This window comes from Niabella terrae (assembly GCF_054783135.1).
This window is the reverse complement of the sequence record NZ_BAAGRD010000008.1, coordinates 23332-41193: the sequence shown is the minus strand read 5'-3', so window position 1 is coordinate 41193 and position 17862 is coordinate 23332. Positions and strand designations below refer to the sequence as shown.

The window sequence follows — 17862 nt, the reverse complement described above, 5'->3', positions numbered from 1 at the left end:
TGTCCTTCAGGCAAGGGTTAAAACAGTGGCTTAGGAGATAAGTAACTGATACTAAATAAACTATGCTAGGAACTATTCATAAAACAGGCAGGAGTGCAGGCAAGAGTCGGCTCTCATTCTTTTTCGATCTAACAAGAGAAACAGGCAAGAGTGGGGTAAGCGCATTTTTTCCACGGGGGCGTCGGCAAACCAACAATTTTGTTCGCATTTACAAGACGGGCAGTTGATAGCCATTATGGTAAGGCGCCATCAGGTATTCTCGGTTCAGGACCTCCTCTGTAAACTTCCCGGCGGACTGATCCCAGCTGAGTTTCTGACCGCTGCGAAAGGCAATATTGCCCATTTGACAGACCGTGGCGATATGGGCTCCTGTCTGAATCGGACAGTTCAGATTGCTTTGTTTACGAGAGCGCACTGCAGCGATAAAATTCTCGGTATGTTTATCCAGCCCGTTATCCGTAGGCGATTTTCGGGGGACAGCTACTTTCCGCTCGCTTCTTTTTTCTTCGATCACTTCCCAGCCACCGCGGTCCAGTTCCAAAGTACCATTATTGCCAATAAACGCAATACTATGGTCGCGGCCGAAATTGCCGTTGTCGATACCCATTGCATGGTCCCAGATAATATTAAAATTGTCGAACTCATAAAGCGCCGTCAGCGTATCAGGCGTCTCCTGATAGAGCTCGGGATAAGCAAATTTACCCCCCAGTGCAGATACCGTTTTGGGCACGGGCGCCTTCATACCAAAAATGGCATAGTCCATCAGGTGCACCCCCCAGTCGGTCATGAGCCCTCCGGCATAATCCCAGAACCAACGGAAATTAAAATGGAATCGACTGGAATTGAAAGGTCGGGATTTTGCCGGACCCAGCCACATCTTGTAATCAACGCCTGCTGGTGGCGCACTGTCTGGTACTACGGGAGCGGGCTTCATCCACCCCTGATAGCAGCATACTTTTACGGTCCGGATATTGCCCAATTGGCCACTGTGTACAAAATCTATGGCTTCCCGAAAATGTTGCTGACTGCGTTGCCATTGACCCGCCTGTACGATACGGTTATATTTTTCCTGTGCAGCGACCATTGCCCGGCACTCAATAATGGAATTACCTACAGGCTTTTCCACATACACATCTTTGCCAGCCCGTACGGCATCGATCATAATTAGTGCATGCCAGTGATCCGGAGTCCCGATAATAGCCACATCAATGTCCTTATTGTCCAGAAGTCCCCGATAATCCGTATAGGTCTTGATGGTCTTCGTATCAATATTTTTCTTTTTGAGCTCCGCCATTCTTTCATCCAGCACGCGGTTATCGACATCACAAAGCGCGCCCAATTGCACGCCGGGTATTTTTAGCATAGAAAGGGTATCCGCCCAGCCCATACCCTTGATGCCAATGGCGCCGATCCGGATGGTTTCTGCGGCACTACCCTTAATACGGGAAAAGTTTTTTGTATTGAAGGAGGAAATTGTCAGGCCTCCCAAACCCAGAATAGAAGAATGGGCGATAAATTTTCTGCGACTGTTCATATGGCATTCAAATTTTTTAGCGTAAATATTTGTTGAGGGTGATTGTTTTTAATTCCGGCTAAATAGATATTTGTCCCCGCGGCAGTAAATTTAAAATTAATAAAGCAAAGTCTAGCGAAGATTTATCTGCCTTTAGAACGACTGCCAGGACTGGCAAAGCATCTTACTAACAACACAAACAAATCCCGGAACTAAGGCGCATCCGTTAACAGCATATAAATTCTTGTATTGGCATCTCGAACACTGCAAAATTCAGGACGCCATTTTTCACCCACAGCCAAATTCAGCCATTCGCGATAACTTTTCTTTTCCGGATGTCTTGGTGTCTTGAACGCATCCAGCATATTTTCATATCCACTGATGCCTCCCACATCTTCCGGCGGACATGCGCCACTTCCGGCCAAACAAACAGGACAGTATGCGGGGTCTTTAGGGATCCTGTCAATAAGGGTTATTTGGTGATGCCAGTAATCTCCGTAATCATAAATATAGGAGTACCCGGCACCTGTTTGGGGAAAAATCTTTTTCATTGATGTTTTTCTCGCATCCAATACTTCATCCATGTCGTAAGGAGAGGGTATCGCATAACAGGTCGTATCAGCATAATAGTTTTCCGTAAATTGGAATAAATGGGAGTTTCTCCAGCCCATGACTGCCTGAATTACCAGATGTAGCTGATAAAGAGTATAGTTTCCTGGTACAGCAAATTCACGCCAGACCAAAGGATCGCTTTTTGTGAGTTCTATTCGGAACCGGTAAATCATTTTTGAATGGAAAGATAAGGCGTTTAATTTTATAAAATTATACCTGCCCGGGAAGGCAATTCCGCCCTTCGCAGCAACCTGTCCCGAACAAAAAAGCGGCCTGGATCGATTTGGGTTTTTTGACTGCTGCTGGGATAAGCCGTCTTAATCAGACAAATTGACGGCGGGAACAGGCAGCTTTTGGCGATCTGATAAATGTCTCCTGTTTTGCCTGTTATTCTCAGTAACAAACTATAATATAGTTGACGGTCAGCATTTTGTATAAAAACACGCAGACCAAAACGATGAGAGCTCAAAAACTACCTCCCGGAAGACTGGGGGTGGTCTACCTGTGCCTGTTTGCCCAATCAGTGGTGAACCATTAATTTATTCCGCATTTCGTAAACAGTAAGCCCTGTTGCAAATCTAATTTTGCGCACTGAAATCAAAAGAAAATTAATGAGAAGAAATATAATATATAGCCTGGGTGTCCTCTTTTTATCCTGTATAACCTATGTAGCTGCAGCGCAAATGGCTGCGGGCAGAATTTCGGGAACTGTTATTACAGAGGATCATAAACCCGCCGGTGGGGTCACGGTAAATCTCGTTGAAACCGGTGAGAGCACCGTGGCTAGTGAGACCGGTAAATTTAGTTTTGGCGGCCTGGAGCCGGGTTACTATACCCTCCGTGTTTCCCTGGTGGGCTATGCGGATGTTAGCAAGTCGGTAGAGGTGAAAACCGGCCGGCCGGCCCGGATTACCCTGCAGCTGGATATTAATGCCTTAAATCTGGAAGAAGTAGTAGTTACGGGATTTCAGAACAGTACCCAGCGGGCTTCTTCCAGCCTGCGGATGCAGACGCCACTAATAGAAGCACCACAAAACATACAGGTGGTTGATAAGGCCGTTCTGGCGGACCAGCAGGTGATCAGCATGAGTGACGGCGTACTCAGAAATGTCAGCGGTGCGACCCGCCTGGAGCACTGGGGGGACTTGTATACCAATGTAATTGCGCGGGGATCCCAGATTCAGGCATTCAGAAACGGATTTAATGTAGTAGCTTCCTACTGGGGGCCACTGACCGAGGACATGAGTATGGTGGAACGTGTTGAATTTGTCAAAGGCCCTGCAGGATTTATGCTGGCCAATGGCGACCCCAGCGGATTATACAATGTCGTTACCAAAAAGCCATCCGGAACGACCAAGGGGGAACTGAGTATGACACTGGGCAGTTTTGATCTCTACCGGGGCAGCCTGGATCTGGACGGCGCGCTGAGCAAGGACAGAAAACTCTTGTACCGACTGAATGTGGCGGCACAGAACAAGGGTTCCCACAGAGACTATGAATACAACAATCGCTATGTGATCGCCCCGGTTGTCTCTTACCAGCTGGACGACAAATCCAAAATCACCCTGGAATACAACGGCCAGTTTGCCCGTATGACAGAAGTGGGTTCCTATTATGTTTTCTCCAGGGAGGGTTATGCGACTTTTCCCCGTAATTTCACTTATACCAATCCGGGATTGCCGCCTACCAAAATTAATGACCATAGCGGTTACCTGCTCTTCGAGCACCATTTCAATGACAACTGGAAACTCGCCGCTCAGGGCTCTTATTTTCAGTACCACCAGGAAGGAATGAGTTCCTGGCCGTCTTATCTGGCACCACAGGGAGATTCCCTGATCAGAAATATCGGTATCTGGGACGCCAAAAGCACCATGGCCCTGGGTCAGGTCTTTCTGAATGGTGATTTCCACACGGGTAGCCTGCGGCACCGGGTATTGGCGGGTATTGATATGGGCAATAAAAACTATTATGCAGACTGGGGACAAAGTCATGATCTGGATACCCTGGGTGCGATGTTTGATCCCCGACATCCCACTTATGGTGTTCCGGTGAACGGATTTCCGGTATTTGACCGGACCCAATCCATTGAGGAGCGCTCTATCCCCGCCTGGGGCGTTCAAAAGCAACGCTATTCCAGCATTTACATTCAGGATGAAATCGCTTTTTTACAGGACCGCCTGCGGTTGACACTGGCCGGTCGTTTTACCGATGTCAGTCAGGTATACGGGGTGGATGTGGCTTACGATAAAGCCAAACATGTGACCCCCCGTGTGGGATTGAGTTATTCCATTAGCGACAACTTTTCGGCCTATGCCTTATACGATCAGGCTTTCGTTCCTCAGACGGGCAGACTGCGCAGCGGCGATCCGATTAAGCCCATTACCGGCAGTAACCTGGAGCTGGGGCTGAAAAAGAACTGGTTCAACGATATGTGGTCGACGACCCTTTCCGTTTACCGAATTTTGAAACAAAATGAGCTGACGGGCGATCCCAGCAGCTCACCAGCCGAAAACTACAGCATGGTGCTGGGAGAAAAAACGGCCCGCGGTGTAGAATTTGATGCCCGTGGTACCATACTACCCGGCTTCAAGGCCGTTGCCAACTATGCCTTTACCGAGAGCCTGGTTACCAAAGTTGCCGAAGGAGCGACCGGTTATACAGTAGGTGCCATTATATCGGGTTATGCAAAACACACGACCAATGCCTGGCTGTCTTATGAGCTACAAAGAGGCGCCCTTCAGGGGCTGGGTATTTCCGGCGGATTTACTTCACTGATTGACCGCCATACAGGCTGGTCTACACAGGGAAAGCAACTGCCGGATTATTTTAAACTGGATGGGGGGCTGTCCTATGCCAAAAATAAGTACCGGGTAACGCTCAATGTGTTCAATATACTGGACAGTTATTTGTATACCGGGTCCTATTATGATATGCCGACCATCCCGGGGGACTGGAATTCCGGAGCCGAAGCTTATTATTATCAAAGTGAACCGCCCCGCAATCTGCGTCTTTCGGTAAGCTACCGGTTCTAAACCAACCGGCGGTCTGCTGGCCGGGGATCTGTATACCTTTGAGCAGCAGGTTGGGGTTTTTGAAAACTATGACAGTAAAAAAAGCAATAGGAAAAATACATTTATGGCTGGGACTGGCCTCTGGCATCATCGTGTTCTGGCTGGGCATCACAGGTTGTATACTGGCTTTTGAACAGGAGATTTCCCGGGCAACCCAACCCTTTCGGTTCGTCCAACCGGAGCAAAAGTCCTATCTGGCGCCTACGGTATTGAAAGATTCTATAGATCCCTACCTAAAAGGAAAAGAGACGATTTCACTGGAATACCTCGCACCGGACCAGGCGGCATTGGCTTATTATTATGATGACTCTGTCTATTACCAGATCTTTGTCAACCCCTATACCGGCCGGGTCCAGAAAGTCAAGGACATGAACCGGGACTTTTTCCGGATCATGCTGATGGGTCATTATGAACTCTGGTTGGGAGAACCCGGGCGTAAGATTATTTCCTCGGCTACCCTGATTTTTCTTATTCTGATGATTTCGGGGTTGATTCTCTGGTGGCCCAGGAACAAGGCAGCGGCCCGGCAGCGCTTTCGTTTCAAATGGAAACCCACCACCCGATGGAAAAGAAAAAACTACGACCTGCATAATGTGCTGGGCTTTTATATGATGTGGATCGCTGTTTTTCTGGCCATTACGGGATTGGTGATGGGATTTGAATGGTTTTCCAATACAGTATATTTTGTGAGCTCCGCAGGGAAAACGATGCCTCCGCATGAGCACCCGGTCTCTGACAGCACCCTGGCCAATCCTTCTGTTAAATATCCAATGGTTGACAAGGTCTGGTCGGAACTGATGCAGCAGAAAAAGCCGGATAATAAAGTAGGTATTGTTTTTCCACATGGCCCCTCGGAAGCGCTGGAAGGCTTTGTAAACCACCATCTGGGCAGTTATTATAATGCGGATTTTTATCATTATGACCAGTACACCGGCCAGGAATTACCGGCTACCGGAGTATATGCCGGAACTTTCAGTGACGCTTCGGTTGCCGATAAGATCATGCGAATGAACTACGATATTCATGTGGGCGCCATATGGGGCCTTCCTGGCAAGCTCCTCGCTTTTTTTGCCAGCCTTATCGCTGCCAGTCTGCCGCTGACCGGCTTCTATATTTGGTATGGACGGCGAAAGAAGAAGAAAATCGCAGCAGCCGGATCCCGATCCGGGTCCTGAAGCGATATCCTCGATATTTGCACAACCTATCAGCCCGATTGATTCCACAGGCAAAGTATTGGGGAAAATCATTTGAGGGTTCCTGATCAAAACCGACTGCTGTCATGCTGCGGCTTCCTGGGTAAAAGCTGTCCGAGGCTCCTCCTCGTTTTACTGCCCGCTCCGGGGATATTTTGCCGCGCGTCAGGCCCCATGTAGTTTTTTCAGGCGAGACCTCCCCAAGAGGGAAAAACGAAGACAAGTGTCGGCAGTTCAAAAGAAGGCCTAATGTTGGTATCGGGCTGACCGCCGCCGGAGCGGCCCCGCTTTCGACGGGCAGCATCCTGCCCTGAAATAGATTTGGAGGACTCCGGTAATCATCAATAAAAAGCCACCGGAACTTCCAAAATGAAATAATGCGGCATTACCGTATCTCTTCAAACTACTTCATCGGATAAAAAGGTCGTTTGACATTTATAAACCAGGGACGGCGGTTCGGAGCCAAAACTACCTGAACACGCCGGCTCCTACTGTTATTGGTTTTGTAATTTCTGTTGCAGGGCTTCTATTTCCTGTTGTTTTTTCCGCAGCTCTTCCATCAGCTTTTCTTTCTGGGGGTCCGGAGCAGCCGGCTGACTTTGATCGTAGCGGTAAGTACTGTCGAGGTTCGCGGAACTACCGATGTTTGCAGCGGCAGAACTGTCGCGGAACAGGCTGTCTGCCCTTCCGGCTTTTCGTCCCGCGCTATCCCCCTGCCAGCGGTAATTATTGTCGGTAACACCAGCCTTTCCTCCCCTTATTTCTTCTTCCCGATCGCTTTTCAGGTCGCCATCCGGTTGCATGGTATAGTCAGTATTAGCGCGGTAACGGCTGAGCTTGATAAAATCATATTTATCACTGATGGCAGAACCCCGAAGGTGATCAAAGTTAAAATTGGCATCCACCAGCCTGTCGTATACAGTAGCATCCACATTGATTTTTTTGCCCACGGGCACTTTTACCAGCACCAGCAGATTCTGAAAGCGGTATTTGCTGTTCCTGTCCAGAACAAAACCATTGGGCAGATCCACGATGCTGTCGGTACTAATCGGCCTATAGTGGATTTTTTCATTCCTTGCCAGGGCGTCTGCTACCGATTTACCCATAGACTGTTTGATAATGCTGATATGGTAGAGGCTGTCTTCACTTTTCTGGAAACCCAGTTTTATGGTGGCCAGTTTCAAGGAGTCCTCGGCCAGATAGAATCCGGTAAAGTAACGGTCCCGGTCATTATTGATCCATCCGAAATTGCCCTGATAACGGAGCCCCGGTTCGCTTACCCTGAAGATCATCCGGTCTCCGGAAGGTTGCTGCACCATGACCGGTGTTTCGGAAAATTCATATCTCTTGAAATCCGCGGTAATGCTCGCCAGGAAAAACATCAGACAGATCCAGCCAATGGCCCAGAGGCCGCCAAAAGTCCAGTTCAGGTAATTGCCCGGCGTGGAAACATTTAAAATCTTACGTGCCAGCCAGACAACCAGTCCAACAATGGGAGCGCCGAAAAACAGTATCAGGGTGCCCCAGCCCAGCATCTGCTGGGTTTCGCTGGTCCAGAGAAAATTATTGACAGGCGCCCAGGCAAATCCGCTGAACAGAATCGTCAGAAAAACCGCGAGCAGTGAGATAGCGATGATGCCACCCACGATGATGAAAAATATCTTAAAGATCATGGCGATGACATATCCCAGTCCCCTGCCTCCTCTGGAGGCCGCCGCGCCAAACTGCCGGGAAAATTCCTGATGCCGGGCGGCATGGAATTCTGCTGATTTGCGACCAATATTGGTGGCCGATTCCCTGACTTCCTGACTCCAGCTTTGCAGCCGGCTGCCCAGATCGCCCATGCTACTCTGCACATTTTCTTTAATCGTATTGATATCCACCGGCTGTCCCCGCATTTCCATTTTCTGGTAAGGCGTAATGGCTTCGGGCAATAATACCCAGAGGACAATATAAATAAAGATGAAGGTTCCGGTAAGTCCGTTAAACAGGAGGTTGGGGAATATGGTAAAATCGTTATTCCATCCAAACAGGTTGACACCTTTCAGGATATTCAGTAATAAAGGAATCGCCAGAATCCACCGGATAATATTGGGGTTCATGTTAAAATAGGCCCCCATGCCGCCGGCAACGCCGCCAAACCATTTATTATCCGGGTCCCGGTACATTTTTCTGCCCTGGTAGACTTCCATATTCCTGGCGGGCAGGAATATCCAGAGCCCGATATATATAAAAATACCCGAACCGAAGCCCCCAAATGAAACGATGGCAAATAATACCCTTACCACCGTAGGATCCATATTCAACCAATTGGCAAGACCACTACAGACGCCCCCCAGTATTTTATTGCTTTCATCCCGGTACAGTCTTCTTTTATGGGGAATCGTAAAGGGTGCGCTGCCGGTCTGCTGCTCTTGTTGACTACCTTCAGATTCAAACTGTTCGGGCCGTCCAAGCGTCGCGATAATTTCTTCCACGTCGGCTTCCGTCACGTGACCCGCGTTTTTTCGGGTCTTCTCATGCATCAGGTCCGCCAGCCGGGCTTCTATATCTGCTACAATTTCATCACGGCCCTCTTCGGCATTAAAATACTGGCGCAGGCTTTCCAGATAGGACTGAACTTTTTCATAAGCGTTATCTTCAATGGAAATGCTGCGACCGGCTAACGTGATATTGATTATTTTTTTCATCCCCGTAATTTTAATATGCTAAATTTTTATGGTTGGTCTGTGGTGATTCCGATCATTTCTCCCGAGGCGGGTTTCTGGTTCTGCTGATCTATCAGGTTGTCAACGGCACCCGCAATCTCATTCCAGGTATAGTGGAGTTCCTGATAGAACTGCCGCCCTCTTGCGGTCAGTGAAAAATATTTACGCGGGGGGCCACCGGAACTTTCTTCCCAGCGGTAAGTGAGCATGTCTGCATTTTTGAGCCGGGTCAATAGTGGATATAAAGTGCCTTCCAGGACCCGGAGCCCGGCGGTTTTCATTTCTTCCGCTATTTCGCTGGGATAAGATTCTCCCCTTCTGATGATGGAAAGAATACAGAATTCCAGAATTCCCTTGCGCATCTGACTTTGTGTATTCTCTATATTCATGGTACTGTGATGATTCTTTGGCAAATATATAGTGATAGGGGGCTAGTGGGCAATACATAGTACCTTAGATGGCATTGGTTTGTCGGTAAAATACATAAAATTGCCGGTAAACGGAATAGGACTTAATTTCACTGAAAAACAATGAAGGTCTTTATTACCCGGGAGATACCCGAAATCGCCTATTCGAAAATGCGGGAAGCAGGACTGGAAATAACCGTGCATTCCGGCGAACCACTTGGCCAGGAAGCGTTAATTACCGCCTGTCAACAAACAGACGCCTTGCTGAGTGCAGGCTTTAACCGGCTGGACGCCTATTTTTTTAAGCAGTGTCCGGGACTTAAAGTGATCGCTCTTTTTTCAGTAGGCTATGACAGCGTGGACCTGGCTGCGGCTACCGCGGCCGGCGTGCCGGTGGGCAATACACCGGAGGTGTTAAGTGGGGCAACCGCCGACACCGCCTTTCTGCTGATGCTGGCCACTTCCCGAAAAGCATTTTATAATTATCGGAAAATTCTGGACGGAAAATGGCAGAATTTCGAACCTATTGCCGATTTGGGGCAGGAATTAAATAATAAGACATTGGGTATTTACGGACTGGGAAAGATCGGTCTGGAAATGGCCCGCAAGTGTAAAGGGGCTTTCAACATGGAGATTGTCTACCATAACCGTCACAGGAATCCTGAGGCAGAAGCCGATCTGGGCGCCCGCTACCTGAGTTTTGAGCAGTTGCTCGGTCAGAGCGATGTACTTTCTGTACATGCCAACCTTACCGAGGAAAACCGGGGTGTTTTTAACAGGGACGCCTTCCGAAAAATGAAGCCCAATGCCATTTTTGTCAATACCGGTCGCGGCGGCCTGCACCAGGAAACAGACCTTAAGGAAGCCCTGGAACAGGGCATCATCTGGGGCGCGGGTCTGGATGTTACCAATCCGGAACCCATGGATCCCGCCAATCCCCTGCTTTTGATGCCCAATGTCTCGGTGCTGCCGCATATCGGTTCTGCGACCCGTGAGTCCCGCAACGGTATGGCCCGGCTGGCAGCAGACAATATCATCGCAGGCTTAAAAGGCGAAAAACTTCCCACTATTTTAAATTCAGAAGTTTATCAAAAACCATCTGCTAATAAGTAATGCAACTCTCTACTCGTTATATATACCAGGCAAATCCGGAACAACTCTGGCCGCTGCTCTTTGGTTCCCAGATGGACGAGCGGCATCCCTGCAGGATGCTGTGCGGCCTGCCCAAACCGGTGGAATGCCGGCTGGAGGACGGGCAGGGCGGTGTTGGCCGGCACAGGGAATGTATTTCGGATAAAGGCATTATTAAACAGGAAATTTTACAATGGGAGCCGGCGCGTTTGCTGGAATTTAAGATGGTCGACACCAATATCTATTTTAAACCCTGTGTAACAGAAATTATTGAACGCTTTGAACTCCAGGCAAAAGGAGACGGGCAGACCGTCTTTACCCGCAGGACGCGTTTTCGGCTGCGGTTTCCGGCTTCGCTTTTTGCGGTGTTGCCCATGTATATCGGCCTGAAATCCATACATTATTATGTTTGCCGCAACTGGGAAAGCCTGTTGAAAAGACAGGAAACGATCACCGATTAGCTTTTTTAAACCCGATCTTTTATTTTTACTTTTTGTCAATCCCCCGACAGCCGGTTGAATACCAAATCCGGTCAGGCTTTACCCCGAACAGGGGATCGGGATCTAAAAATCGATATAGATGGAAACAGCAGCGACCCTACCGCAGGAATTACCGGTATTGGACAGTGAAGAAATCAGGGTACTGGGTGCATTAATGGAAAAGTCCAGGACGACACCAGAGTATTATCCGATGACCCTGAACGGTCTTACAGCCGCCTGCAACCAAAAATCCTCCCGCAATCCGGTGGTTCAATACGATGAACAGACGGTTGCCCTGGTCCTGGACCGTCTGAAACGCAAGAACCTGGCGGCAACGGTCACCGGAGGCAGCAGCCGGGTGGTAAAGTACCGCCATACGATCGCGATGCATTACCAGTTTACGCCAGATGTACTGGCCGTACTTTGCCTGCTTTTTTTGCGGGGACCGCTGACACCGGGAGAGATCAACAGCAATGCGGCCCGCCTGTATGAGTTCGAGGATCTCGCGGAAGTACATGCATTGTTGGAGCGGCTGTCCGAAGGGACACCTGCGTATGTAAAACAGCTGGAGCGGCAACCTGGTCAGAAAGAAGCCCGCTACAGGCATCTTTTCGGAGATGAATCGGTGATAGAAGCCTATGCCACAGAGATATCCTCCGGAGCCGCCGCCACAAATCCCGACCTGGAACAAAGGCTGATAGCGGTCGAAGCAGAACTGGAGACTTTAAAACAGCAGGTTGCTCAATTGCTAAAAGAATGGAACGGATAAAATGTCTCGTTGCCGCCTTTCCAGCAGAATGATCATCATAAAGCCCGCGAAGACCGCGGTTCCTGTTCTTCCGTCGAAGACAGTACCAAAGCGTCCACCTGAAAATGACAGTTCCGGAAAGAGAGGCGCTTTTTAATCCCCCACGCTTTTTACTCCCTGCAGATCTTTGACGGCCTCGCGCTGAATTAAGGCAGTAACCGGAAAACAGGTTGAAAACTGGCTTTCCAGCCACTGCGCCAGCCTTTTGGGCCGGCCCGCACCTGGGTTTTCCGTCATCTGTCCAGATACAAAACCCAGGTTACCATCAATTCGCCAATCGGATTTGAGCGGCAACCGGCGCGGGGTCTTCATCTAATCGGCAAATACGGGCAGTGCTGTCTTTGACCGGAATATTTCCTCCCTGTCACAGGTCAGGATTTCACCCGGGGCAGCCAGTGCCCGGAAATCATTGGCCACCGTGTTGAATTTAAAAGTGAAAGGCAAAGACAAAGCCAGGGTCCACATAGCGTTCTTTGAATCAAAAACGCAGCTATCCCGCCGCACCAGCGTTCATCCGGAAAGCGGCGCTGCCCCGGCTATTTCCAGGCGGGTCGCCCGGGCAACCAGGGCATTTTGGGAATGGCTGCCGGCTGCCGGTAATAATTATTTCTTAAAGAGTCGTTCCAGCCGTTGGGGTTTGTTTTGAATATTTTACTACTGTAAAATACGCTTCCCTGCACACCCGGCGTCGCCCTGGCAATCTTAATCTGATTGGGAAGTTCCGAGGGGTTTTTCCAGGCCGCCGTCGTCCGGGATTCACCGGCCCGGTAAATGCCATGACCGATATAAACATGGCGGCCAAAACTATGCCGGGCCCACCAGTCGGTCAGCTTCTCATAGGCCACCAGCCGGTCATTGATTTCCCGGTACAACTGTGGTGTTACATAATCCACCCAGCCTTTACGCAGCCATAGCAGGATATCCGCATACAGGTTGTCATAATTGGTCAGGCCCGCTTTGGAATCGCTACCCAGGTTGTCATCGCTGCGGTTGCGCCAGACACTGAAAGGACTAACCCCGAATTTTACATAGGGTTTTACCTGTTTAATGGCGAGATTGATATTTTTAATTATGGAGTCCACATTACTACGCCGCCAGTCGGCTTTGCTGAGTGTGGTTCCCGAGCGTTGGTAGGCATAGTCATCGGGGAATACTTTTCCCGCAATGGGATAAGGATAGAAATAGTCATCCATATGTATGGCGTCTATATCGTAACGCCGCACAATATCGCGGATGACATCGATAACAAAGCGCTGGACTTTTACGTTGGATGGATTAAAATACCGGGTGGTGCCGTAAACCAGGTACCAGTCCGGGTTCTTTTTGATATTGTTATCAGCGGCAATCGAAGAGCGTCCCACTGAGAACTCTGCGCGGTAAGGGTTCAGCCAGGCATGAAATTCCATGCCTCTTTTATGGGCCTCCTCAATCATAAATGCCAGGGGATCGTAAAACGGCACCGGTGCCCGGCCCTGCACACCCGTCAGCCACTGGCTCCAGGGTTCATAGGGAGAGGGGTAAAAAGCGTCACCGCTGGGCCTGACCTGGACGATCACGGCATTCATGCCATTGGCTTTATGCATATCCAGTTGTCGGATAAAGTCCGCTTTTTGTGCTTCCGTGCCGGCATTCTGAGGCGGCCAGTCAATATTCATTACCGTAGCAATCCATACACCCCGGAACTCCGGTCGCTGGCTATGGAGGAAATTGACTGAGAGAACGAGGCTCATCAGCAACACTGAAAGTTTCATCTTTCGCATAGTCACAAAAATAGCCATCCGGATTTAAAAACGCCTATTCTGCATAGGCTTTATCCAGGAGACGACTGATCGTTTCCGCTTCTTTTTTGGTGATATGGCCCCAGAACCTGGCCATGCTCTCATCCAGGCCATCCAGTTTTTCAAGAATACGCAGCCCTTTAGCGCTGATGCGTACATCCACCAGCCGATTGTCGTATCGGTTCTTCTTTTTGAGCACCAGCTTTTTGTCTATGAGTCGATCCACGAGTCTGCTGGTATCACTTTTCTTATCAAACATGCGCTCCTGTATCTGATTGGTGGAAAGCGCTTCCGGAAAATTGCCTCTGAGAATACGTAAAAGGTTGTATTGTTGAATGGTAAGATCCTCCTGCGATAAATAGTTTTGCAGGTAATCCCGCAAACGATTATTACTGATGGTTAATATAAAGCTGAGTTTTGAATAAGCATTTTTAAACTTGTGTTCCTTGATAGTTTCTGGGATGATCATTTAATTAATATTATTTCGAATGTATTTTATCCAATAGTTTATTGAGTTTGCCGGCTTCCGATTTGGTAAGTTTTCGAAAAAAATCGACAAAAGAAGTATCCAGTTGGTCCAGTTTCTTTAATAACCTTAATCCTTTTTCAGTAATCCTTACCTCCACCAATCGCTGATCCTTGGGGTTGATATTCTTCGTTGCCCATTTTTTAAGAACGATGCGATCGACGATCCGGCTCGTGTCACTCATTTTATCCAATAACCGTTCCCTAATTTCCTGAGTCGACAGGGGCCGGGGATGGCTGCCTCTTAATATGCGCAGTATATTGAATTGCTGCATGCTGATATCTTCAGATTTCAGACGGGATTTAATGAAAGACTCCAGTTCCTTAGTGCTAAAGATCATATTCAACGCAAGTTGCTGATACACATTGGCAAACCTACCTTGTTTTATTTCTTCACCGATCGTCATGTTTCACAGGTTTATATCAAAATTTTCGCGTAAGAAGCGGTTCTTATATTAATTTTATTATAAATATAAATAAATTATGTTTTGATTAATCGCCCGACCATTTTTTAACATTTGTATTTTTTACATGATCTTTATGGGCGGGTAGCCAAGCCCAATTTTTCAGTCATGGCTCCGGCATTTTTCGTTGAACCAGAAAAAGTTTTATTATGAATTATCATTTACTGGGCAAGACCCCTTTAAAAATATCAGCAATCGGTTTTGGCGCCATGTCCTTACTCAAAGCGCCGGCTTCGCAGCATGCCGGGTTAATTGGTGCGGCGATTGATCAGGGCATCAATTATTTCGATACGGCTGATATGTACGATAAAGGCGAGAACGAGAAAACCCTGGGCCGTCTGCTACAACCGCATCGAAAGGATTTGGTGCTGGCTACCAAAGTCGGCAACCAGTGGAGGGAAGACGGTTCTGGCTGGGACTGGAATCCCGGCAAAGCCTATATTATACAATCAGTAGAAGGAAGTCTCCAGAGGTTGCAGACGGACTATATTGATGTATACCAGCTGCACGGGGGCACCATCGATGACCCGATAGACGAGACCATTGAGGCTTTTGAATTGCTGGTTCAACAAGGCAAAATAAGGTATTATGGCATTTCCAGTATACGCCCCAATGTGATCCGGGCATATATTAAACGTTCCTCGATACAGTCTGTCATGATGCAGTACAGCCTGTTGGACCGCCGTCCCGAGGAAGAAATGCTGCAACTGCTGCAGGACCATAGCATTAGCGTTTTGACCCGGGGTGTATTGGCACAGGGGCTGCTGGTGGATAAGCCCGCGAAAGACTATCTGGGCTTTTCTGCCAAACAGGTAGGCGATCTGCAGCGATATTTGGAGGATAGAGCAGTAAATGGCCTTTCCCGGATTGCTCTTGCGGAGCAGTATGTGCTCCAAACGCCTGCAGTGAGCAGCCTGGTGATCGGATTCCGGACCCGGGAGCAATTGATCAACGCTGTCAGTGGGCTGGAGCAGGCCGTCCCGACCCCGGTTCTAAATGAACTTTCAGCAGCGTTGCCGGTACGCAATTATACCCAGCATCGATAAGAAAATTTTAGGTCCGGATCAATAAAAAATGCAAAAATCCCTTATTTTTGCCAGCCCAAAGAACAGACCTCCTGTTTTTGGGGTCATATTCCTCCTTAGCTCAGTTGGTTAGAGCATCTGACTGTTAATCAGAGGGTCGCTGGTTCAAGTCCAGCAGGGGGAGCTGAAAATCAAGCAGTTACACATTAAAATGTAGCTGCTTTTTTCATTTGAGACATGGTTTGAGACATGCCGGTTTTTGTGGAAAAGTTTTTGAGTTTTATGAAGCCCAAAACGAGTCTTTAAGTACCAATTTGATCCGTTATGGTTTGTACGGTGTTTCCTTAATATTTCCTTGGTAGTAGCCTGTTATAATTGAAAACTGTTTATCTGTTAAAAGCATTGTATGCAAGTCATTGCCTCCATATAATAAATAAAACTGCTCATCGCTATTTTTAGCCTTCAATATTTCGTTTACTTTTTTAAAGAAATTTCTTGGCGCTGTATCCCAAAATAAGTTGTTGTTTAGATCCTTTTGAGTATACAGTTGTATTGTGTCGCCATTAATTAAAACATCAAATGAATTTTCCTTGTCGTTTAGTTTTTGAGCAGACAGCGAAATGCCTCTTTTCGCTAAAATTCTATTAAGTGTTGGGAGAAAAAAGTCAAAGCTAAATTCGGCCAGCTCCTCGGCATCAATGTCAGCGATCTTAAAATTGTCATCGTTGTAAATGTCAAATGAATCATCGAGGTTCGCTTTTAAACTATCAATCCTTGAACTGTCCGCGTATTTTAAGAAACCATTGTCAATAAGTTCTGTTGCATAATTGCTTTTTCCTGATTTCTGCACATTGTTGTTATTGGTTCCTTTATTCTGATTGCAACTGATCATAAATATTAAATAAAAGACCGCTAATTGTTTCATGGTGTCTGTTTCGCTTGATTAATAACAGCTTTTGGATTGAGTGTGCTTTTTAATCCGAAAGCAGCCCTCTACCAAACCGCTATTGTGCAGCCGTTTTTTTTGTCTCGTCAATTTTATCCATATATTTCTGAAAAGTTTCGTAAATTATTTTGTCAATATTGCTTCTGTCCGCTCCATCCCAATACCATTGATTTTCAGATTCATTTAAGTCGTCTTTTGCAAAATAAAGCAAGTAAAAACTCATGTACTCACTATCCATGTCCAATCCAATACAGATGTCTTTAATTTCCCCCAAAGTTGTCAAATAACTGGTCGGCTGATTTATTGTTTTGGAAATAATGTAATAAACATAATTTCTTATCGTTTGTAATCTATCGTTAATTTGAAGATTTAGGTCAGCTAAAACCTTGTCTGTAAGTTCTTGAAGTTCAAATTGATTATAGGGTTTTGTTATCCCGGCAAGAATATAAAGGTTCCCTGATTCATACCCTGCTTCCATCATTTCTAAGGCCCATTCGGCCCAATCTTCATCAATGTCACTGTTGAAGGCTTTTTTCATCAATATTCTATATGTTGAAATGACTGCTGGCATACTAATCATAAGTTACGTTACCAATAATAATAAAATTCTGCTCATTTGTCTTCTCATTTAGTAAACTACCGTTCACGGTAATTGAATAATATTGTTGCAAGGATTTAAAAGAATCCTTTTCAAATCGCGGTGTCAACAGTAAAATGTCACTTGAAAATGATTTGCCGTTGATTTGCTGAGTAAGTTTTATTTTTAAGTTGGTGCCATTTCGTTCGGATAATATTTCTCCGAACAAATTCCCATAAGTCCACTCGAATGGCTCCGCAACTACAATTCTGACTATCGGTTTTCTCATTGTTTTAGTGCCGTTTAAAATACTACATGCCTCTTAAATATACACAGCTTTCCCGATTTTAACCATTCTTGTCGTAATTTTAAGCTGCTCAATAAAGCCGAAAATGAAAATCCCTCAATCCATAATAAACCGCCTCAATAAAAGATATGTTACGGCTATTGATGTGCATGGGAAGATTCCGAATGATTTTATTTGGATAATGAAGGATGTAAGGGTTTTTCTCGACAAAGCTATCCGCAAAGGCAACGCTATTAGTTTTAACGATACCGATTACCACATTTCAGAAAATCATTTTTGGGATATCGAGTTTTTTGAAGATTACTGCCATTTCATTTT

Annotated in this window: 15 protein-coding genes, 1 tRNA gene and 1 pseudogene; 7 read left to right on the top strand and 10 right to left on the bottom strand. The window is 47.1% G+C overall.

Annotation, left to right across the window (positions count from 1 at the left end; all coding sequences use genetic code 11):
• Window positions 1–208 precede the first annotated feature (208 nt).
• Together ACYVI9_RS08485 and ACYVI9_RS08480 are read right to left on the bottom strand one after the other, a co-directional pair.
• Window positions 209–1534, bottom strand: coding sequence for a Gfo/Idh/MocA family protein (locus tag ACYVI9_RS08485; protein WP_460763314.1), 1326 nt, complete (start codon window positions 1532–1534; stop codon window positions 209–211).
• A 191-nt stretch (window positions 1535–1725) separates the two neighbouring features.
• On the bottom strand, window positions 1726–2298 hold the full coding sequence (locus tag ACYVI9_RS08480; RefSeq protein WP_460763311.1) for a plasmid pRiA4b ORF-3 family protein: 573 nt from the start codon (window positions 2296–2298) through the stop codon (window positions 1726–1728).
• Window positions 2299–2736: 438 nt separating this feature from the next.
• Here ACYVI9_RS08480 and ACYVI9_RS08475 point away from each other — a divergent pair, with 438 nt between their 5' ends.
• Window positions 2737–5157, top strand: a complete 2421-nt coding sequence (locus ACYVI9_RS08475; RefSeq protein WP_460763309.1) for a TonB-dependent siderophore receptor — start codon at window positions 2737–2739, stop codon at window positions 5155–5157.
• Window positions 5158–5225: 68 nt separating this feature from the next.
• Entirely contained in the window at window positions 5226–6371 is a 1146-nt protein-coding gene (locus ACYVI9_RS08470; protein WP_460763306.1) for a PepSY-associated TM helix domain-containing protein, read from the top strand.
• A 512-nt stretch (window positions 6372–6883) separates the two neighbouring features.
• On the opposite strand, the gene ACYVI9_RS08465 is transcribed toward ACYVI9_RS08470, so the two are convergent.
• Complete coding sequence (locus ACYVI9_RS08465) at window positions 6884–9079, bottom strand: PspC domain-containing protein (RefSeq protein WP_460763304.1); 2196 nt, start codon at window positions 9077–9079, stop codon at window positions 6884–6886.
• A 26-nt stretch (window positions 9080–9105) separates the two neighbouring features.
• On the bottom strand, window positions 9106–9486 hold the full coding sequence (locus ACYVI9_RS08460; RefSeq protein WP_460763302.1) for a PadR family transcriptional regulator: 381 nt from the start codon (window positions 9484–9486) through the stop codon (window positions 9106–9108).
• A 141-nt stretch (window positions 9487–9627) separates the two neighbouring features.
• Between ACYVI9_RS08460 and ACYVI9_RS08455 the strand changes: the two genes are divergently transcribed.
• The 3 genes from ACYVI9_RS08455 (at window position 9628) to ACYVI9_RS08445 (ending at window position 11883) form a co-directional block, all read left to right on the top strand.
• On the top strand, window positions 9628–10617 hold the full coding sequence (locus ACYVI9_RS08455; protein ID WP_460763299.1) for a 2-hydroxyacid dehydrogenase: 990 nt from the start codon (window positions 9628–9630) through the stop codon (window positions 10615–10617).
• Window positions 10617–11096, top strand: a complete 480-nt coding sequence (locus tag ACYVI9_RS08450) for an SRPBCC family protein (protein ID WP_460763297.1) — start codon at window positions 10617–10619, stop codon at window positions 11094–11096. Before ACYVI9_RS08455 ends, ACYVI9_RS08450 begins: the two co-directional genes overlap by 1 nt.
• Before the next feature lie 118 nt (window positions 11097–11214).
• The gene (locus ACYVI9_RS08445; protein ID WP_460763294.1) at window positions 11215–11883 is read left to right on the top strand and encodes a YceH family protein; all 669 of its coding nucleotides are present in this window, start codon (window positions 11215–11217) and stop codon (window positions 11881–11883) included.
• 575 nt (window positions 11884–12458) lie between these two features.
• Here ACYVI9_RS08445 and ACYVI9_RS08440 read toward each other — a convergent pair.
• The 3 genes from ACYVI9_RS08440 to ACYVI9_RS08430 are packed head-to-tail and all read right to left on the bottom strand — an operon-like array spanning window position 12459 to window position 14632.
• Complete coding sequence (locus ACYVI9_RS08440) at window positions 12459–13682, bottom strand: glycoside hydrolase family 10 protein (RefSeq protein ID WP_460763292.1); 1224 nt, start codon at window positions 13680–13682, stop codon at window positions 12459–12461.
• Between the two features lie 34 nt (window positions 13683–13716).
• Entirely contained in the window at window positions 13717–14169 is a 453-nt protein-coding gene (locus ACYVI9_RS08435) for a MarR family winged helix-turn-helix transcriptional regulator (RefSeq protein ID WP_460763289.1), read from the bottom strand.
• Between the two features lie 10 nt (window positions 14170–14179).
• Entirely contained in the window at window positions 14180–14632 is a 453-nt protein-coding gene (locus tag ACYVI9_RS08430; RefSeq protein ID WP_460763286.1) for a MarR family winged helix-turn-helix transcriptional regulator, read from the bottom strand.
• Window positions 14633–14838: 206 nt separating this feature from the next.
• Here ACYVI9_RS08430 and ACYVI9_RS08425 point away from each other — a divergent pair.
• Both ACYVI9_RS08425 and ACYVI9_RS08420 read left to right on the top strand, forming a co-directional pair.
• A pseudogene (locus tag ACYVI9_RS08425) lies at window positions 14839–15636 on the top strand (aldo/keto reductase); the annotation flags it as partial.
• Between the two features lie 188 nt (window positions 15637–15824).
• Window positions 15825–15898: transfer RNA gene (locus ACYVI9_RS08420), tRNA-Asn, on the top strand.
• Between the two features lie 138 nt (window positions 15899–16036).
• Here the strand turns inward: ACYVI9_RS08420 and ACYVI9_RS08415 are convergent.
• From ACYVI9_RS08415 to ACYVI9_RS08405, 3 genes are all read right to left on the bottom strand, one after another.
• The gene (locus ACYVI9_RS08415; protein ID WP_460763283.1) at window positions 16037–16639 is read right to left on the bottom strand and encodes a hypothetical protein; all 603 of its coding nucleotides are present in this window, start codon (window positions 16637–16639) and stop codon (window positions 16037–16039) included.
• Between the two features lie 79 nt (window positions 16640–16718).
• Window positions 16719–17231, bottom strand: coding sequence for a hypothetical protein (locus tag ACYVI9_RS08410; protein WP_460763280.1), 513 nt, complete (start codon window positions 17229–17231; stop codon window positions 16719–16721).
• A gap of 1 nt (window position 17232) precedes the next feature.
• Window positions 17233–17526 (bottom strand): hypothetical protein, encoded by a 294-nt coding sequence (locus ACYVI9_RS08405; RefSeq protein WP_460763278.1) that lies wholly within the window; start codon window positions 17524–17526, stop codon window positions 17233–17235.
• Window positions 17527–17862: the final 336 nt, after the last annotated feature.

What these genes read in the sequence shown, in the direction of transcription:
- ACYVI9_RS08440 (WP_460763292.1), bottom strand. Translation starts at nt 13,682, where the DNA reads ATGCGAAAGATGAAACTTTCAGTGTTGCTGATGAGCCTCGTTCTCTCA.
- ACYVI9_RS08470 (WP_460763306.1), top strand. Translation starts at nt 5,226, where the DNA reads ATGACAGTAAAAAAAGCAATAGGAAAAATACATTTATGGCTGGGACTG.
- ACYVI9_RS08405 (WP_460763278.1), bottom strand. Translation starts at nt 17,526, where the DNA reads ATGAGAAAACCGATAGTCAGAATTGTAGTTGCGGAGCCATTCGAGTGG.
- ACYVI9_RS08450 (WP_460763297.1), top strand. Translation starts at nt 10,617, where the DNA reads ATGCAACTCTCTACTCGTTATATATACCAGGCAAATCCGGAACAACTC.
- ACYVI9_RS08480 (WP_460763311.1), bottom strand. Translation starts at nt 2,298, where the DNA reads ATGATTTACCGGTTCCGAATAGAACTCACAAAAAGCGATCCTTTGGTC.
- ACYVI9_RS08415 (WP_460763283.1), bottom strand. Translation starts at nt 16,639, where the DNA reads ATGAAACAATTAGCGGTCTTTTATTTAATATTTATGATCAGTTGCAAT.
- ACYVI9_RS08465 (WP_460763304.1), bottom strand. Translation starts at nt 9,079, where the DNA reads ATGAAAAAAATAATCAATATCACGTTAGCCGGTCGCAGCATTTCCATT.
- ACYVI9_RS08455 (WP_460763299.1), top strand. Translation starts at nt 9,628, where the DNA reads ATGAAGGTCTTTATTACCCGGGAGATACCCGAAATCGCCTATTCGAAA.
- ACYVI9_RS08445 (WP_460763294.1), top strand. Translation starts at nt 11,215, where the DNA reads ATGGAAACAGCAGCGACCCTACCGCAGGAATTACCGGTATTGGACAGT.
- ACYVI9_RS08485 (WP_460763314.1), bottom strand. Translation starts at nt 1,534, where the DNA reads ATGAACAGTCGCAGAAAATTTATCGCCCATTCTTCTATTCTGGGTTTG.
- ACYVI9_RS08435 (WP_460763289.1), bottom strand. Translation starts at nt 14,169, where the DNA reads ATGATCATCCCAGAAACTATCAAGGAACACAAGTTTAAAAATGCTTAT.
- ACYVI9_RS08430 (WP_460763286.1), bottom strand. Translation starts at nt 14,632, where the DNA reads ATGACGATCGGTGAAGAAATAAAACAAGGTAGGTTTGCCAATGTGTAT.
- ACYVI9_RS08475 (WP_460763309.1), top strand. Translation starts at nt 2,737, where the DNA reads ATGAGAAGAAATATAATATATAGCCTGGGTGTCCTCTTTTTATCCTGT.
- ACYVI9_RS08460 (WP_460763302.1), bottom strand. Translation starts at nt 9,486, where the DNA reads ATGAATATAGAGAATACACAAAGTCAGATGCGCAAGGGAATTCTGGAA.
- ACYVI9_RS08410 (WP_460763280.1), bottom strand. Translation starts at nt 17,231, where the DNA reads ATGCCAGCAGTCATTTCAACATATAGAATATTGATGAAAAAAGCCTTC.